The 15,665-nt window shown below is 49.9% G+C and carries 18 protein-coding genes; 10 read left to right on the top strand and 8 right to left on the bottom strand.

Annotated features, from left to right (window positions below; translation table 11 throughout):
• The first annotated feature begins 91 nt into the window (after positions 1-91).
• The 4 genes from adk (at position 92) to B2U97_RS06650 (ending at position 3,425) form a co-directional block, all read left to right on the top strand.
• The gene (gene adk / locus B2U97_RS06665) at positions 92-739 is read left to right on the top strand and encodes an adenylate kinase (protein ID WP_011235077.1); all 648 of its coding nucleotides are present in this window, start codon (positions 92-94) and stop codon (positions 737-739) included.
• A 75-nt stretch (positions 740-814) separates the two neighbouring features.
• Entirely contained in the window at positions 815-1,222 is a 408-nt protein-coding gene (locus B2U97_RS06660; RefSeq protein ID WP_034823011.1) for an MAPEG family protein, read from the top strand.
• Between the two features lie 9 nt (positions 1,223-1,231).
• Positions 1,232-2,020: an alpha/beta fold hydrolase gene (locus tag B2U97_RS06655; RefSeq protein WP_114982000.1), complete on the top strand. Its 789-nt coding sequence runs from the start codon at positions 1,232-1,234 to the stop codon at positions 2,018-2,020.
• 16 nt (positions 2,021-2,036) lie between these two features.
• On the top strand, positions 2,037-3,425 hold the full coding sequence (locus tag B2U97_RS06650) for an MATE family efflux transporter (RefSeq protein WP_114981999.1): 1,389 nt from the start codon (positions 2,037-2,039) through the stop codon (positions 3,423-3,425).
• Here the strand turns inward: B2U97_RS06650 and hisIE are convergent.
• From hisIE to hisG, 8 genes are read right to left on the bottom strand one after another with little or no spacing between them, the layout of a single operon-like run.
• Positions 3,422-4,030 carry a bifunctional phosphoribosyl-AMP cyclohydrolase/phosphoribosyl-ATP diphosphatase HisIE gene (gene hisIE, locus B2U97_RS06645; protein ID WP_034823005.1) on the bottom strand — a complete coding sequence of 203 codons (609 nt, stop codon included), beginning with the start codon at positions 4,028-4,030 and terminating at the stop codon, positions 3,422-3,424. The two genes, B2U97_RS06650 and hisIE, sit on opposite strands and share 4 nt — an antisense overlap.
• Entirely contained in the window at positions 4,027-4,824 is a 798-nt protein-coding gene (hisF, locus tag B2U97_RS06640; protein ID WP_286823131.1) for an imidazole glycerol phosphate synthase subunit HisF, read from the bottom strand. Before hisF ends, hisIE begins: the two co-directional genes overlap by 4 nt.
• Entirely contained in the window at positions 4,806-5,543 is a 738-nt protein-coding gene (gene hisA / locus B2U97_RS06635) for a 1-(5-phosphoribosyl)-5-[(5-phosphoribosylamino)methylideneamino]imidazole-4-carboxamide isomerase (protein ID WP_011235071.1), read from the bottom strand. The genes hisF and hisA overlap by 19 nt, the downstream gene beginning before the upstream one ends.
• Entirely contained in the window at positions 5,537-6,127 is a 591-nt protein-coding gene (hisH, locus tag B2U97_RS06630) for an imidazole glycerol phosphate synthase subunit HisH (protein WP_011235070.1), read from the bottom strand. Before hisH ends, hisA begins: the two co-directional genes overlap by 7 nt.
• Positions 6,124-7,200 carry a bifunctional histidinol-phosphatase/imidazoleglycerol-phosphate dehydratase HisB gene (gene hisB / locus B2U97_RS06625; RefSeq protein ID WP_011235069.1) on the bottom strand — a complete coding sequence of 359 codons (1,077 nt, stop codon included), beginning with the start codon at positions 7,198-7,200 and terminating at the stop codon, positions 6,124-6,126. Before hisB ends, hisH begins: the two co-directional genes overlap by 4 nt.
• A complete protein-coding gene (gene hisC / locus B2U97_RS06620; protein WP_011235068.1) occupies positions 7,197-8,270 on the bottom strand; it encodes a histidinol-phosphate transaminase in 1,074 nt (357 codons plus the stop codon). Before hisC ends, hisB begins: the two co-directional genes overlap by 4 nt.
• Positions 8,267-9,595: a histidinol dehydrogenase gene (gene hisD / locus B2U97_RS06615; RefSeq protein WP_011235067.1), complete on the bottom strand. Its 1,329-nt coding sequence runs from the start codon at positions 9,593-9,595 to the stop codon at positions 8,267-8,269. The genes hisC and hisD overlap by 4 nt, the downstream gene beginning before the upstream one ends.
• Before the next feature lie 2 nt (positions 9,596-9,597).
• Positions 9,598-10,491 carry an ATP phosphoribosyltransferase gene (hisG, locus tag B2U97_RS06610; RefSeq protein ID WP_011235066.1) on the bottom strand — a complete coding sequence of 298 codons (894 nt, stop codon included), beginning with the start codon at positions 10,489-10,491 and terminating at the stop codon, positions 9,598-9,600.
• 337 nt (positions 10,492-10,828) lie between these two features.
• On the opposite strand from hisG, the gene B2U97_RS06605 reads away from it, so the two are divergent.
• The 6 genes from B2U97_RS06605 to B2U97_RS06580 all read left to right on the top strand — a co-directional run bounded on the left by B2U97_RS06605 (position 10,829) and on the right by B2U97_RS06580 (position 15,605).
• Positions 10,829-11,101: a hypothetical protein gene (locus tag B2U97_RS06605; protein ID WP_011235065.1), complete on the top strand. Its 273-nt coding sequence runs from the start codon at positions 10,829-10,831 to the stop codon at positions 11,099-11,101.
• Between the two features lie 49 nt (positions 11,102-11,150).
• Positions 11,151-13,106 carry an ATP-dependent DNA helicase gene (locus B2U97_RS06600; RefSeq protein ID WP_034822998.1) on the top strand — a complete coding sequence of 652 codons (1,956 nt, stop codon included), beginning with the start codon at positions 11,151-11,153 and terminating at the stop codon, positions 13,104-13,106.
• The gene (tsaB, locus tag B2U97_RS06595; RefSeq protein WP_272988855.1) at positions 13,084-13,767 is read left to right on the top strand and encodes a tRNA (adenosine(37)-N6)-threonylcarbamoyltransferase complex dimerization subunit type 1 TsaB; all 684 of its coding nucleotides are present in this window, start codon (positions 13,084-13,086) and stop codon (positions 13,765-13,767) included. Before B2U97_RS06600 ends, tsaB begins: the two co-directional genes overlap by 23 nt.
• 66 nt (positions 13,768-13,833) lie before the next feature.
• The gene (locus B2U97_RS06590; protein ID WP_272988857.1) at positions 13,834-14,133 is read left to right on the top strand and encodes a hypothetical protein; all 300 of its coding nucleotides are present in this window, start codon (positions 13,834-13,836) and stop codon (positions 14,131-14,133) included.
• A 12-nt stretch (positions 14,134-14,145) separates the two neighbouring features.
• The gene (locus B2U97_RS06585) at positions 14,146-14,724 is read left to right on the top strand and encodes a Slp family lipoprotein (protein WP_272988859.1); all 579 of its coding nucleotides are present in this window, start codon (positions 14,146-14,148) and stop codon (positions 14,722-14,724) included.
• Between the two features lie 11 nt (positions 14,725-14,735).
• Positions 14,736-15,605, top strand: a complete 870-nt coding sequence (locus B2U97_RS06580; protein WP_273024985.1) for an alpha/beta fold hydrolase — start codon at positions 14,736-14,738, stop codon at positions 15,603-15,605.
• Positions 15,606-15,665: the final 60 nt, after the last annotated feature.

Below are 15,665 nucleotides of genomic sequence, written 5' to 3'. Positions count from 1 at the left end.
CATTGCCTGCAGCGGCTTTCTGCGCTTGTAATAGCCCGCCTGTCAGGGTAAAGTTCGGGGCAGACTTTTGAATCATGCAAAGAGGTTTTCTATGCGCATTATTTTGTTAGGCGCCCCGGGAGCTGGAAAAGGAACTCAGGCACAATTCCTGATGAATACTTTTGGGATCCCTCAAATTTCCACCGGTGATATGCTGCGTTCAGCAATAAAATCCGGATCAGAACTGGGTAAAAAGGCCAAACAAGTTATGGATGCCGGACAGTTAGTGTCGGACGACATCATTATCGAGTTGGTCAAAGAACGAATTGCAGAGCCAGACTGCCAGAATGGTTTTTTACTCGACGGTTTTCCAAGAACCATTCCGCAAGCCGACGCGATGCGTGATAACGGTATTGAAATTGATTACGTGCTGGAATTTGATGTTCCGGACGAAATTATTGTTGATCGCATGAGTGGTCGCCGTGTCCACCCTGGTTCCGGCCGTGTTTATCATGTTGAGCACAATCCACCGAAAGTGGAAGGCAAAGACGATGAAACGGGTGAAGATTTGGTTGTTCGCCCGGATGATCAGGAACAGACGGTTCGTAAACGTCTTTCGGTTTACCACGAACAGACCGAGCCTCTGGTAGAGTATTATCAAAAGCTGTCTGAAGAAGGTAAGACGGAGTATCACAAAATTGATGGTACACAACCCGTTGAAAGAGTCAGTGAGCAACTGGGCGATTTGCTCAGAAAGTAATTTTTTACTAAAAGGCTCACATGGTGAGCCTTTTTTAATGAAGCAAGGCCCCAACGAATAACAAGAGGCATTCCAATGACATCTCAACTAACAATCACCGGCTTTTATGCGGGCATTTTAACGCTTATTTATCTTGTTCTGGCTGTGAACATTATCCGCTTGCGCTGGAAACATCGGGTAGGCCTTGGTACAGGTGAAGCCGAAGAACTCAACGTTGCAGTACGCATCCATGGGAATTTTATTGAGTACGTGCCTCTGGCGCTTATTCTGTTTGCTATGATGGAAGTACAAAACGCTCCGCTTGCTCTGCTCCATGGGTTGGGTATTGCGTTAGTCGTTGCTCGCTTATGTCATGCTATAGGATTAACCCGCAGTGTCGGCGTGAGTTTGCCTCGCACCATTGGGGTATTAACGACTTTTGCCGTTTTATTGTTAGCTGCTGGCTTTGGTATCGGTCAGTTTGTTGGTGTCAGTTTATTATAAAGTGAAGCTATGTCTGAATTAGAATCAGGTATCCATTTGTACGGCGAACAACAAAACCCTCCGGTTGTTTTGTTGCACAGCTCGCAGAGCGCGAGTAGCCAGTGGCGGGCGTTAATAAAAGAATTAACCAGCACTCACTTTGTTATTGCGGTTGATTTGCTGGGCTATGGGCAGGCGCCTAACGTCGAGTTTACGGCAAACTTTCGACTGGAGCAGGAACTGCCCCGTATTATTAACGCGGTTGAGCAACTTGCGTTATCCAGGCCTGTGCAACTGGTTGGTCACTCCTATGGCGGTGCTGTTGCATTAAAGCTGGCACTGGAAAAGCCATTTAAAATTGCCGATGTGGTTGTCTACGAACCTGTTGCCTTTCACGTGTTACCGGATGATTCTCCCGGAATGCTGGAAATACAGGAGATCAGTCACGCTATGAACGGTAAAGACGCAGTCGAATGCACTCGCACCTTTGTCGATTACTGGAATGACGCCGGATATTTTGATGCTTTGCCTGAACGCATTCAGCAAATCATGGTCAGTCAGGCTGCCAAAGTGGCGCTGGACTTCGACGCCTTGCTTAACGAACCCCGACGCCTGGAAGACTACCGCGGGGTAGGGCAAAGCGTTCTGCTGCTGCAGGGCGAACACACTCGTCGCAGTGCAAAAGCTGTCGCAGAGGCTTTATCGACGATACTTCCTGATGTTCAACGAGACTCCGTTGGAGCAGGGCATATGGGGCCTTTGACTCATCCGGCTGATGTGAATCAGCGTATCCTGCAATTTTTGCGTAAGCAATCCTAACCCAGAGAAAACGCGCGTGAACTGGTGGACGAATAATAAAGGCGAATTTAATAAGCTGGCTAAACTGACCGGCCCTATTCTGGTGGCTCAGTTAACTCAAATGTTAATGAGTGTCGTGGATACGGTCATGGCCGGGCGTAAAGGCGCGGTTGATTTGGCCGCTGTGTCTGTCGGCGGCAGTATTTTTGTGCCGGCAACTTTATTGGTGTTTGGTCTGGCGCTGGCATTAGCGCCCATTATCTCTCACCTGGACGGGTCAAATTCGCACCGGCGTGTCGCTAACATATTGCAGCAGGGGTTCTATGCTTGCGCCATTGTTGGTGTTATCACGTTACTGGGTATGTCATCAGCGCCATGGTTGCTGGACATCATGGAAGTTGAAGACGACTTTCGCGCCATTACTCTGGACTATTTGTTTTACATCTCCTGGGGCATACCGGGCTTTGTTATTTACGCGGTACTGAGAAACTTTTGTGAGGGCTTGTCGAACACCATGCCGTCGCTGATCATTGGTTTTATCGGGCTATTGATAAATATTCCGGCAAACTACATTTTTGTTTACGGCAAGTTTGGTATGCCGGAACTGGGTGGCGCTGGCTGTGGGCTGGCGACAGCCATTGTTTTGTGGGGTATGGCGCTTTCAATGGTTGTTTATACCTTTACCGCCAAACGTTACAAGCGGTTACGTCTGCTCCGGCGCTGGTATCGACCTAACTGGGACGACGTTACCTACGTTATCCGTATCGGTTTCCCTATTTCCATGTCGCTCTTTTTCGAGGTCAGTCTGTTTGCTGCTGTGGCGTTATTAATTGCGCCGCTGGGGCCGACTGTGGTTTCTGCTCATCAAATTGCACTGAACATAAGTTCGTTAGTGTATATGGTGCCGCTGAGTATCTCTATGGCGGTGACTTTACGGGTTGGCTTTGCGCTGGGTGCGGGTAATCCGAAAAACGCCATGTTGAGCTTTAAACTCGCGATGCTGTTTGGTGGCGTGTTTGCGGGCGTTAACGGTTTAATTATGTATCTGGGTGGTGGTTGGTTAGCCAGCCTTTACACTCCTGATAAGGATATTATTAATCTGGCAGCAACGCTGATGGGGCTGGCGGCTATTTTCACTGTGTCGGACACCTTCCAGGCCATTTCCATTGGCACTCTGCGTGGCTACAAAGACACTAAATACCCAATGATATTGGCCTTTATTTCGTACTGGCCGTTTGGCTTAACCGTTGGTTATATTCTGGGGCTGACCGACTGGGTTGTGCCAGCCATGGGCGCGGCAGGCTTCTGGATTGGCTTTATTAGTGGCCTAAGTGTCGCAGCGGTACTCTTGTCATTGCGCCTACGCCGCGTATCCCGCCGATACGAGCGTAAGCATTTTCGTGAGCAGTTAAACAGCGCCGCTTAACCGCGGCGCTTCGCTAATACCTCCAGCACATCGTCTAGACTAAGTTCATTGGCCCGTAGCGCAACCAGCAAGTGGTAGAGTAAGTCGGCGCTTTCATTAGCCAGCTCGTCTTTATCGGCAGTTGCCGCTGCCAGAGCGACTTCCACGCCCTCTTCCCCAACTTTTTGAGCCACACGTTTTAATCCCTTAGCAAACAGGCTGGCAGTGTAACTCTCGTTGGTATCTGCGCCTTTGCGGCTGGCAATGAGCGAGTCAAGCTCATGCAGCAAGGGTTTAGGAGCGTCAGCAAAACAGCTGCGGTTGCCTAAGTGGCAAGTTGGGCCATCGGGCAATGCCTGAATGAGCAAGGCGTCGTTATCACAGTCCGAATAGATGCCCTCAAGCCAGAGGTAGTTGTTTGAGCTTTCGCCTTTAGTCCATAAACGTTCTTTACTGCGGCTGTAAAAAGTGGTTTTACCGCTTGCTAAGCTTTCCTTAATGGCTTCTGTATTCATATAGGCCTGCATTAACACTTCACCGGTTAGAGCGTGTTGTACTGTGCAGGGCAGTAAACCTGACATTTTCTCCCAGGCCAACTGGTTTATGTTATTCAAATCAATTTTCATGTCGTCTCCTGAAGCGCTTCAATGGGGCGAACTGCAATATTATTGGCTGCCATTGCGGCTTTCACTTCGCTGATACTGAATAGGTTTTTGTGAAACACCGAAGCCGCAAGTGCACCATCTACCTGCGCCTTTTGAAAGGCATCAACAAAATGCTGAATCTCACCGGCACCACCGGACGCAATTAAAGGCACAGAGCAATGCTCGCGCAATGCCGACAGTTGTGCAATATCGTAACCTTGACGCACGCCGTCCTGATTCATGCAGTTCAACACAATTTCACCGGCGCCACGGGAAATGACTTCCTGTAACCAGTCTTTGGTCTGCCATGTTGATTTGTGCGACTTGCTCTCGTCGCCGGTAAACTGATGCACTTCGTATTCACCGGACTGTTCGTTATAGAAACTGTCGATACCAATAACAATGCACTGCTGGCCAAATTCCTCAACCAGGGTATTAATTAAATTGGGGTTAAGCAGGGCAGGCGAGTTAATGGAGATTTTATCTGCGCCCATAGAAAGCATGGTTTGTGCGTGCTCAACCGAACGAATGCCGCCGGCAACGGTAAAAGGAATGTTGATTTCCCGGGCAACCCGCTCAACCCAGGACTTATCTACCGTACGGCCGTCTGCAGATGCGGTAATATCGTAAAATACCAACTCGTCAGCGCCGCTTTCTGCGTAACGCTTTGCCAGCGGCAAAATATCACCAATAATTTCATGGTTACGGAACTTCACCCCTTTAACTACCTGTCCGTCGCGAACGTCCAGGCATGGGATTACGCGTTTTGCCAACATGCTAATGCCTCCTGCATAGTGAAAGCGCCGGTAAGTAACGACTTACCCAATATAACCGAGTCACAGTTTACGGCTTTCAAATCTTTAAGATCGTCTAAGCAACTGACGCCGCCGGACGCTTGCCAGACGACCTGCGGATAAAGCTGCTTATAGCGTTTATAAAGCTCAACATTGGTGCCTGTCATGGTGCCGTCTTTACTGATATCGGTGCAGAGTACATGACGGCAGCCTAAATCCAGGTAGCGGTTGAGAATGTCATCCAGTGTATGCGTGCTGGCCTGTTGCCAGCCGTGGGTAGCGACCATGGCATTGCCACTCTGATCAATATTCACATCCAGCGCCAGTACAATTTTTTCGCCGCCATAGGCCTGGAACCATTGTTTTACGGTATCTGGCTGGTTAACCGCGGTGGAACCAATTACGGCACGTTCAATACCGGCGTCAAACAAGGCTTCCAAATCCTCGGTTGTACGAATTCCGCCGCCAGCCTGACACTTCATACCTGAATCTGAGGCTAGTTTAGCCAGCAGTTTCTGCTGGCGCTTGTCCGGGTCTTTAGCGCCGTCTAAATCAACCAAATGCAGCCATTCGGCACCGGCCTGAGCATAGAGTTGGGCCTGACCCAGCGGGGTTAAATCAAACTCGGTTTTTTGCGCGAAGTCGCCCTGATATAGGCGTACCACTTTGCCGTCAATTAAATCCAGGGCAGGTATCAGCATAATGTTAACTCCAGAAAACGTTTCAGCAGAGCTTCGCCAGTCTTACCTGAACGCTCAGGGTGAAACTGCGCACCAAAATAGTTGTTGTGACGTATCATTGAGGCAAAACGCTCACCATACTCGCTGCTGGCTATAGTGTACTCATCAACTGCTACAGCAAAACTGTGCACGAAATAGCAGTAGCTGTCGCTCGTGTCGACTAACGGGTTATCTGCGGTCGGCTGCAGGGTATTCCAGCCCATATGCGGCAAAGGCAGACCAGAATCGCGCAGGCGTTTGGTTTTTGCCGGAATTAAATTCAGGCAGTCAACGTCACCTTCTTCTGAGTGTGAGGTCAGTAACTGCATGCCCAGGCAAATACCCAGCACCGGCTGGGTTAACTCCCGTAGCGGCTCCACGAGTTGCTTGCGCTGTAAGTTACGCATAGCTGCGGCAGCGGTACCTACGCCAGGCAAAATGACACGGTCAGCGGCGCGTATTTGTTCTGCATCATCGGTAATAAGCACTGAGTAGCCCAAACGTTCAACCGCAAAGCGGACAGATGTCAGGTTGGCACACTCGGTATCGACAATCACCACATTCATGCCAGCATCCCCTTACTTGAAGGCAACTGTTGGTCTCCGGTTTTGGTAATGGCCTGACGCAGTGCCCGGCCAAATACCTTAAACAGGCTTTCGACCTGGTGGTGGGTATTACCCTCGGTGGTCGATAAGTGCAAGCTCATTGCCATGGCGTCGGTTAACGAGCGGAAGAAGTGCTCGACCATTTCGGTGGATAACTCGCCGACTTTGTCGCGGGTGAAATCTGCTTCCCATTTCAAATAGGGGCGTCCGGATAAATCGATCAGACATTCCGCCCGGCATTCATCCATAGGCAGAGCAAAACCAAAGCGACCAATGCCGCGCTTGTCGCCAAGCGCTGAGCGCAATGCCTGACCCAGCGCCAGAGCGGTGTCTTCAATGGTGTGGTGATCGTCAATGTGCAAATCACCCTTAACCTTAACCGAAAGCGAGAAACCGGCGTGTGTGGCTATCTGCTCAAGCATGTGGTCAAAGAAGCCAATGCCGGTATTAAATTCGCGCGGTGTCTGACTGTCTAAATCAACCTTAATGTTAATATCCGTTTCCCGTGTGGTGCGGGTAACCGAAGCGGTGCGTGGGTTGTCCAGTAGTTGGTGAACAATGGCATCCCAGTTGAGTTCGCTACGACTGTAACGCAGGCCTTCAATGCCCATGTTTTCAGCCAGTTGCAGGTCGGTTTCACGGTCGCCAATAACGTAGGAGTTGGTAAAGTCCACACGGCCTTCTTTCAGATACGACTTTACCAGCCCAAGCGCAGGCTTACGGCAGCTGCAGTTATCACTGTCAAAGTGAGGGCAAATCAAAACGTCTTCAAACCGAATGCCTTGCGACTCAAACACCGCCATCATTAAGTTGTGGGGGGCATCAAAATCGGCCTGAGGAAAGCTATCCGTACCCAGGCCGTCCTGGTTGGACACCATCACCAGCTGATAACCCGCCTGTTGCAGTTTCAGCAAAGCCGGCACGACGTTCGGTTCAAACACCAGCTTTTCAAGGCTGTCCAACTGCTTGTCAGTGACTGGCTCTTCAACCAGAGTCCCGTCACGGTCAATAAATAAAATAGGCTTCTGGCTCATGAAAAATAGTCCTTCAACTGTTGAATCAGTTCGTCATTTTCGGCGGCGCTGCCAATGGTTATGCGAACAACGTTTTCCAGCCCCCGCTGCGCCGACTGATTACGTATTAATAGGTCGTTATCGGTAAGTGATTTCACTAAACCAGCGGCATCTTCACACTGATAGAGTAAAAAGTTCGTGTCACTTTCCGATACCAGGGTCAGTGGTGTTTGCTCTAAGGCTGTTTGCACACGGTCGCGCTCGGCTAATAAGGTTGCTACCTGTTGCTGCAGCCGTTCAAGCGAGCTTGTCTGCAAAGCCTGAACCGCAATTTGCACTGTCGGGTCTGGCAAAGGGTAAGGTGCCAGAACTTTCTGCAGTAACTCAATAATGTCGTCATTCGCCAGCAAAAAACCGCAGCGAATGCCGGCCAGAGCAAAGGCCTTCGATAAGGTACGTAACACCACCAAGTTCGGATAACGTTCCAGCCAACTGACAACGCTGTCACCAGAGCTGAACTCAATATAGGCTTCATCAACTACCACAATAGAACGTGGCGAGTGTTGCAGCACTTGTTCAATATCATCGGTATTTAGTGCATTGCCCAGCGGGTTTGAAGGCGAGCAGAGAAAGATGACTTTGCACTCAGCAGCAGCTTCTATAATCGACTCCGTATCCAACTGCCAGTTGTTCACCTCTCCGCTATTTAGTAAGGGAACCTCAGTAACACCAACCGCAAAGGTTTTAGCCGAAATAGCGTACATACCGTAAGTCGGTGGGCAAATCAGTACTTTGTCCTGACCGGGTTCACAAAAAGCTCGTATCAGTAACTCGATACCTTCGTCTGAACCGCGGCTGCTTAATACCTTCGAGGCGTTAATTCCGGCGTACTCAGCGTAGGCCTGGTTCAGCGGCTTAGACTGAAACTCCGGGTAACGGTTAAGTTTGCTGTCATCAACAGTGTACGAGTTACTGTACGGAGACTCGTTAGCGTTCAGCCAGATATTGCCGCCACTCATGCTACGTCGTGCAGAGGCGTATGGCGTTAGCTGTTTCAGGTGCTGGCGCTGTAACTGCTCAACAATGCTCATAGTTTGCTCTCCGTACTTTTAGTCTCCGTACGAATAGTCACGGCACGTTTGTGCGCATCTAAACCTTCAACGTCAGCCAAAGTAGTAATGGCTTCTGCTAACTGGCGTAGTCCGTCGTGACTGGCTTCCTGGACCGTATAACGACGGTAGAAGTCGACCAGCCCAAGGCTGCTGTAATTGCGGGCATAGCCATAGGTTGGCAGCACGTGGTTGGTACCGGTGGCATAATCACCGCCGGACTCTGGTGTGTAGTGTCCGACAAAGACAGAGCCTGCACGGGTCAACTGTGGCAGTAGATCACGCGCGTTATCCGTCTGAATAGAAAGGTGTTCGGGCGCATAGGTTTCGCTAATGGCTATGGCTTCATTCATATCGGCAACTACCAGCAGACGACTGGCCTGTAAGGCCTGCTCGGCAATATCGGCGCGACTTAGCTGAGCGCATTGTGCCATCAGTTCCTGCCGTACATTTTCGGCGACCGTCATTGAGGGCGTAAGCAAAATAACCTGAGAATCCGGTCCGTGCTCGGCTTGTGACAGTAAATCCGCCGCCACATAGGCCGGGTTTGCACTGTCATCAGCAATCACCAACAGCTCTGAGGGGCCTGCCGGTAAATCCATGGCACAACCGCTGTCATTCTGGCTAACCTGTTGCTTGGCTTCGGTAACAAAGCTGTTACCCGGGCCAAAGACTTTACCTACAGCAGGCGATGACTCTATACCGTACGCCAGCGCACCAATAGCCTGAGCGCCGCCACACAGGAGAATATCGGTTACGCCGCAACGCTTAGCAGCGTAGAGCAGGGCGGCTGGTAATTCGCCCTGTTTATTAGGCGGGCTGACCATAACCACACGCTGGCACCCGGCAATTTGCGCGGGTACACCCAGCATTAATGCGGTAGAGGGCAAGGTTGCGCTGCCCCCGGGAATGTATAAACCGACGGCGTCTAACGGCGCATAACGCAGTTCACATTGCACGCCTGGCGCGGTTTCAATGCTTAAGTCCTGCGGACGTTGCGCTTCGTGAAAGCGATAAATGGTTTGGTACGCAGTGTCTATGGCGCGTTTTACTTTGTCATCTAAACTAGCAACGGCTGCTTCCACCTGTTCATCGCTCATTCGCAATGAGGTCGCATCCGGGTTATCGAACTGGCGGGTATAGTTCAGTACCGCGCGCTCACCGTTATCACGAACGTCACTCAGAATAACTGCAACCTTCTCTCGCAGTGATTCTGCCTGAGCCCGTCCGGGGCGCGCTAAGCGTTGAGTTTGCTCCGCTGACGACAGGCTTTGCCATTGCTCAATGGGTATCCGTAATTCACTCATGATCACCCCATCATTTTTTCAATAGGTAGTACAAGTATCGAACTGCAGCCCATAGATTTAAGATCTTCCATGGTTTCCCAGAATAGCTTCTCGGTGCTGACCATGTGCACGGCAACCTGCTCGTCGGTGTGGCTAAGCGGCAAAATGGTTGGTGTTTCTGCGCCGGGTAACAACTCGACTACTTGCTCTAATTTGTTCTTTGGCGCGTGCAGCATAATGTATTTGCTTTCCCGTGCCATTTGCACGCCGTCTATGCGTGGCAGCAACTGGTCTATCATCGCCTGTTTTTCTTCCGACAGGCTGTCAGCGCGTTGTATTAGCTGCGCCTGAGAACGGAATATCACGTCTTTTTCGACTAACCCGTTTGCTTCCAGCGTAGCACCGGTGGAAACTAAGTCACATATCGCTTCGGCAAGGCCGGCACGGGGAGCTACTTCCACAGAACCGGTCAGCATAACCGTACGCGCATTCACGCCGTTGTCTTTCAGGTAACGCTTTAATAGTTGAGGGTAGGTAGTAGCAACGCGTAAACCGTCTAGATCTTTCAACGACTGATACTGGCTTTCTCTTGGCACCGCCAGCGACAAGCGGCACTGACCAAACTCAAGTCCACGTAATGGCTGATAGGCCGCGACAGAATCCGTTGCAATGCGCTCTAACCGGGCTTCTTCCAGCACGTTTTCGCCAACCAGACCTAAATCAACCACGCCGTCCATAACCAGACCCGGAATGTCGTCATCACGTACGCGCAGCAAATCGATAGGGTGACTGGTGCTGTGCGCAATTAAGCGTGCTTCGTTAACACTAAATTTCACACCGCAGGCATTCAGCAATGCCATAGATTCTTTACTCAGTCGTCCTGATTTCTGTATCGCAATGGTTAAACGGTCAGTCATAACAGCTCCTAAAATGAAAAACCCCCGAAGGTATATGCCTTTCGGGGGTTGTATAGTCAATCGAAAGGCTAGCGTTTATACGGCTAGCCCAAACATTAAGTTCACGGCTAGGCCATACAGTTCCAATGATGATGGTGGTGGCTGTGAACAAAACGCATAATTAACACTCCAATAAAAATAGTTTTACTTCGTAAAGTTGTATAGCACTATAACAGCTGAGAAATGTAATGCAAGAGTAAACTTATTGGTTATTTAGTCGATATAAGCTTATTATTTAACCAGTGGTTGTATAGTCAAATAACAGAATTCATTCTCTGCGAGGCGAAAGACAACAACAATGGCTAACTTTGATGCAATGGTTCCGTTGATCCCCAAAGACACTCGCGTGCCTGTGGACTTCGCCCGTGAGCAGATGAAAATAAACCAGATTGAGAAGATACGCGAACTCAACGCTGTAGATGAAGACGAAGGGGCTACCATCGAAGATGATCAAAAAAGAGAAAGTAGCCAACAGCATCAGCATCAACAATCGTCGGCTCAAACGGACGTTGAAGAGGTTGCTGATAACGATGAAACCTTATCTTCAGGACATATAGACACCTACGCCTAGGCAAACATCTATGTCATAATACGTGCCTATTTCTTCGGCGGTATAGGTTATGGCGACGGTTTTATCATCAGTATTTAAGCCAACAGGCGAGCTCGCACAAGCAATTACAAACTTTCAGCCACGTGCCGCTCAGCAGCAAATGGCAGAAGCCATAGCCGCTACTGTTAAGAAAAAAGGTGAGCTGGTCGTTGAAGCCGAGACCGGCACCGGCAAAACTTTTGCGTATTTGGCTCCTGTGCTACTGGGCAAAGGCAAAGCGATTGTTTCTACCGGTACTAAAAACCTTCAGGAACAGCTGTTCCACCGCGACTTACCCATGTTAAGAAAAGTGCTGGCGCCGGAAAAAGTTGTCGCTTTATTAAAAGGCCGTTCAAATTATTTGTGTCTGCACCGCATGGAGCAGGCAACCCAACAGGCCGGACAGTTCAGCAAAGACATTCAAAATCAGCTTATTACGGTAAAGCGCTGGGCGACATCCACTCGCAGTGGTGACGTGGGCGAGCTGAACGCCTTAGCGGAAGACGCCTCGGTATTACCGCAGGTAACCAGCACTCAGGACAACTGCCTGGGGCGGGACTGTCCGGTGTACGAAGACTGCCACTTAGTCAAAGCCCGCAAAGAAGCCATGGAAGCCGATATTGTGGTGGTCAACCATCATCTTTTCTTTGCCGATATGGCGCTAAAAGATACCGGCTTTGGTGAGTTGATTCCCAGCGTGGATACGGTGGTCTTTGACGAAGCTCATCAAATTCCGGACATTGCCAGCCAGTACTTTGGCGAAACGGTTTCCAGTCGGCAACTGACAGAAATGTGCGAAGAACTGCAGCGTTTATGTATGACTGAGCTGAAGGACTTGTCGCAGGCCAGCGCTATGGCACGTACGTTATTACAGACTCTGAAAGACTGGCGGTTGTTGTTTCCGCGGGACCCTATGCGCGGCAACTGGCGAGACTGGCGCAAAAAACCGGACGTTGCCGAGGTGGCTGAGCGAGTGCAGGAGCGTTTAACCCTGCTGACCGACGTCATGAAAACCGCTATCGGCCGTAATAAAGACTTTGATAATTTACATGAACGCGCTGAACAGCACCTCTATATTTGGCGTCAGCTAATGGACGTCGACCGCACCGGCTACAGCTTTTGGTTTGAAACTACACCCCGACACGTCAGTTTGCATCAAACCCCGCTAAGCGTTGCCAAGACCTTCGGGGGCTATATCAAGCGCAACAAAATGAGCTGGGTATTTACCTCTGCTACTTTGGCGGTTAACGGCAAGTTCGATTACTTTACCAAGCGTTTAGGCATAGATGACGCCGACACCTTGTTGCTGGAAAGCCCCTTTGACTTTGCGAAGCAGGCCAAGCTGTGTTTACCGCGTTATTTGCCCGAGGCCAACGACCCGAATCGGCATCAAATGTTGACTGAAATTGCGGAGCAGTGCGTTAAGGTGAACCGGGGGGGCACTTTTCTACTGTTTACCAGCCACCGTATGTTGCAGCAAATGGCCTCAATATTACGTGACAGGCTGGATCGCGACATTCTGGTGCAGGGCGAGTCCGGTAAAACAGAGTTACTCGAAACCTTCACCAAAAAGGGTAATGCAGTGCTGTTGGGTACTTCGTCCTTTTGGGAAGGGGTAGATGTGCGGGGTGAAGCCTTGCGCTGCGTTATTATCGACAAACTGCCGTTTGCCTCGCCGGATGATCCTTTGCTGAATGCGCGTGTTGAAGATGCCCGTTTGCGTGGTGTCGACGCCTTCAGCACGATACAATTACCGCAGGCAATAATTGCGTTAAAACAGGGCGCAGGACGGTTAATTCGCGATAAAGACGACTCCGGTGTGTTAATTGTTTGCGACAGTCGTTTAGTAACGCGCCAATACGGTAAGCAGTTTTTATCGAGCTTGCCGGCTATGTCACGAACCCGGGATTTAAATGAAGCGTTGAGTTTTTTAGCGCAGGTTGCAGAGAAAGATGAAACCAATAATGACGAACTTATTAGCAGTTGATACGTCGACTGAAAATTGCTCAGTGGCTATTCGCTGGCAGAACAATTTCTTTAGCGAAGCAATAGAAAGCCCGCGGGAGCACTCGCAGCGCTTACTGCCTTTTGTTGAGCAAATGCTGCAGCAGGCAAAAACCGATTTAAGCCAGCTTGACGGGCTGGTTGTTGGCGTAGGGCCCGGCAGTTTTACCGGTGTACGCATTGGTGTATCTATGGCGCAGGGTCTGGCTTTTAGTGCTGAGTTACCGGTATTTCCGGTCAGCAGTTTGCAGGCACTAGCGCAACAGGCTATTCGTAAACACAATGCAGAATCGGTTGTTGCCTGTATAGATGCGCGCATGGGTGAAATTTATTACGCCTTGTACCGTAATAATAATGGTGTTGCCGAACAAATAACGGAGCCAGCCGTTGCTGAACCCTCTGCCAGTTTATTTGCGGGACATAATGTTCAGGGCTTCCATACTGCGGGAACTGGCTGGGACAACTACGCCGGTACTCTGGACCCTAAGCAGGAATTAAAGCACAGCATGGATTGCCGGTTACCGCTGGCGGAAGACATGCTGACAATAGCAACTAAAGGTTGTGTTTCTGCGGTCGATGCAGAGGACTTAGAACCTTTGTATGTTCGTAATGAAGTGACCTGGAAAAAATTGCCGGGTCGATAACTTGTAGAATGGCACTGAACTCGCCATAATAAAATCAGTCTTACTAACAGATGAGTCATCGTTTACGTGCGAATAAATCCGCAAGCGGTTCAGCCGCTAAACAGCCAGCAACAGGGGCCACAAAGGCCTGCGCCGGATGATCAGCAACGCCAGGAGCAGAGCCCGGCGAAAGTTGCTGATACCCGGCAGGTAGTGCCTGATGCCCGGCAAAGTCAGCGGCGCGCAGAACGGTGGGAATCACTTAATACGTTTTACGATGAGCCACCACAACGTTCTCAAAAAGCACTTAATGCTTATCAAAACATAGCGTTAAGCGAGAAAAGAGAGCAAATTACGTCAATGTTTGGTGTTGATGTTTACGCCTGAGTGAGGTCTGTTATGAAAACGATATTTGCAGTGTTAACAACACTGGTACTGGTTGGTTGCTCTTCAGTTCCTGATGAGCTTGCCACCGACAATGAAGAGGCTTTGGTGGGCTACAAGGTTGCCAAGCATCAAGGCGATGAAGTAGCAGGTGAGCCAGCCCGTTGGGGTGGTGTTATAGCCGACGTCCGCAACGCCGAAGATCATACCGTGCTGGAAGTCGTCAGCTTCCCGTTGAAGCGCTGGGGACGTCCTGAGGTTAGTGATAACAGCGATGGGCGTTTTTTAGCGGTAGTTAATGACTTTGTTGATCCCGACGTGTATCAGCAAGGCCGGTCAATCAGTTTTGTTGGTACGATAGGCCAAACTCAGCAGGGCAAAATTGACGAATATGTTTATACCTACCCGGTTATTGAAGCAACGGGTTATCACCTGTGGAAGATTGAAAAACAAAACAACCAGGTAGAAATTGACTATTCGCCATTGTGGTTCCGTCATAACTTCTATTCGCCTTATTATCCTTACCGTTATCCGGTTCCGGTACGTGTTCGTGTGCAGGACAACTCGGGTACTCCGGTTAAAAACCGCAACTAATTCGTTCTTTAATGGATTATAGAGAAACAGCAGAGCAGGCTACCCCAGTCAGTTATCAGCTGGACTGGGGTTCCGTTCGGGGGCTGTGCTGGGGCGATCCTAACGACATAAGAGTTGTTGCAACTCATGGTTGGTTAGACAACAGTCATAGCTTTTTACCTATAGCCCGGTACTGGTCACCTGAAAAAGGTGGTTTTTTAGCGCTTGACTGGCCCGGTCACGGGCACAGTGATCACCGTCCGGTGGGCAACTATTATCATTTTATCGACTATGCTTATGACTTATGGCAGCTGATTCAACAGCAGGACTGGCAGAATTTAACCTTGCTCGGTCACTCTATGGGGGGCTTTGTCAGCAATGTGGTTGCAGCATTAAGCCCTGAGCGTATTCAGCAACTGCTATTAGTTGAAGCCTTTGGGTTACTGGTGTCTGACGGAACGAATGCGCAGGAGCAGCTGAAACAGGGCTTTTTAAGTCGCAAAAAACTACAGACACCTCGCTGGCGAAGCTACGCGGATTTCGACTCCGCCGTAGAGGCCAGAGCCGCTCAGGCTGATTTTTCAGCCAATTTAGTCCGGTTAATTGTTGAACGTGGTTGCGAGCATGGTGAAGATGGCCGCTGGCACTGGCGGGCCGATGCCAGGGTAAAAACAACATCGGCCTACAGGTTACCGAGTTCGGCAGTGGATGACTTGTTTGAAAAGTTGACCATGCCAGTGACCGTTGTGCGGGGAAGCCGGGGTTATGATCAGTTAGATAGCGCATTTAAGCGATGGCAGGATAAAGTTTCTGGCTTAAGTTGTAAGACATTGGAAGGTGGACATCACGTACATATGGAACAACCTGAGAAAATAGCTGAACTGCTTAAATCGTACGTTTAGCGGCTGGTAACGACTAGGATTAACTGGTCGGATATGCGATGATTGCGCCACTGAAAATAA

It is taken from the genome of Idiomarina sp. UBA3176 (assembly GCF_002364295.1).
GTDB classification, from domain to species: Bacteria; Pseudomonadota; Gammaproteobacteria; order Enterobacterales; family Alteromonadaceae; genus Idiomarina; species Idiomarina loihiensis.
This window is presented reverse-complemented; position numbering and strand designations above follow the sequence as displayed.

What these genes read in the sequence shown, in the direction of transcription:
- adk (WP_011235077.1), top strand. Translation starts at nt 92, where the DNA reads ATGCGCATTATTTTGTTAGGCGCCCCGGGAGCTGGAAAAGGAACTCAG.
- B2U97_RS06660 (WP_034823011.1), top strand. Translation starts at nt 815, where the DNA reads ATGACATCTCAACTAACAATCACCGGCTTTTATGCGGGCATTTTAACG.
- B2U97_RS06655 (WP_114982000.1), top strand. Translation starts at nt 1,232, where the DNA reads ATGTCTGAATTAGAATCAGGTATCCATTTGTACGGCGAACAACAAAAC.
- hisIE (WP_034823005.1), bottom strand. Translation starts at nt 4,030, where the DNA reads ATGAAAATTGATTTGAATAACATAAACCAGTTGGCCTGGGAGAAAATG.
- hisF (WP_286823131.1), bottom strand. Translation starts at nt 4,824, where the DNA reads ATGTTGGCAAAACGCGTAATCCCATGCCTGGACGTTCGCGACGGACAG.
- hisA (WP_011235071.1), bottom strand. Translation starts at nt 5,543, where the DNA reads ATGCTGATACCTGCCCTGGATTTAATTGACGGCAAAGTGGTACGCCTA.
- hisH (WP_011235070.1), bottom strand. Translation starts at nt 6,127, where the DNA reads ATGAATGTGGTGATTGTCGATACCGAGTGTGCCAACCTGACATCTGTC.
- hisB (WP_011235069.1), bottom strand. Translation starts at nt 7,200, where the DNA reads ATGAGCCAGAAGCCTATTTTATTTATTGACCGTGACGGGACTCTGGTT.
- hisC (WP_011235068.1), bottom strand. Translation starts at nt 8,270, where the DNA reads ATGAGCATTGTTGAGCAGTTACAGCGCCAGCACCTGAAACAGCTAACG.
- hisD (WP_011235067.1), bottom strand. Translation starts at nt 9,595, where the DNA reads ATGAGTGAATTACGGATACCCATTGAGCAATGGCAAAGCCTGTCGTCA.
- hisG (WP_011235066.1), bottom strand. Translation starts at nt 10,491, where the DNA reads ATGACTGACCGTTTAACCATTGCGATACAGAAATCAGGACGACTGAGT.
- B2U97_RS06605 (WP_011235065.1), top strand. Translation starts at nt 10,829, where the DNA reads ATGGCTAACTTTGATGCAATGGTTCCGTTGATCCCCAAAGACACTCGC.
- B2U97_RS06600 (WP_034822998.1), top strand. Translation starts at nt 11,151, where the DNA reads ATGGCGACGGTTTTATCATCAGTATTTAAGCCAACAGGCGAGCTCGCA.
- tsaB (WP_272988855.1), top strand. Translation starts at nt 13,084, where the DNA reads ATGACGAACTTATTAGCAGTTGATACGTCGACTGAAAATTGCTCAGTG.
- B2U97_RS06585 (WP_272988859.1), top strand. Translation starts at nt 14,146, where the DNA reads ATGAAAACGATATTTGCAGTGTTAACAACACTGGTACTGGTTGGTTGC.
- B2U97_RS06580 (WP_273024985.1), top strand. Translation starts at nt 14,736, where the DNA reads ATGGATTATAGAGAAACAGCAGAGCAGGCTACCCCAGTCAGTTATCAG.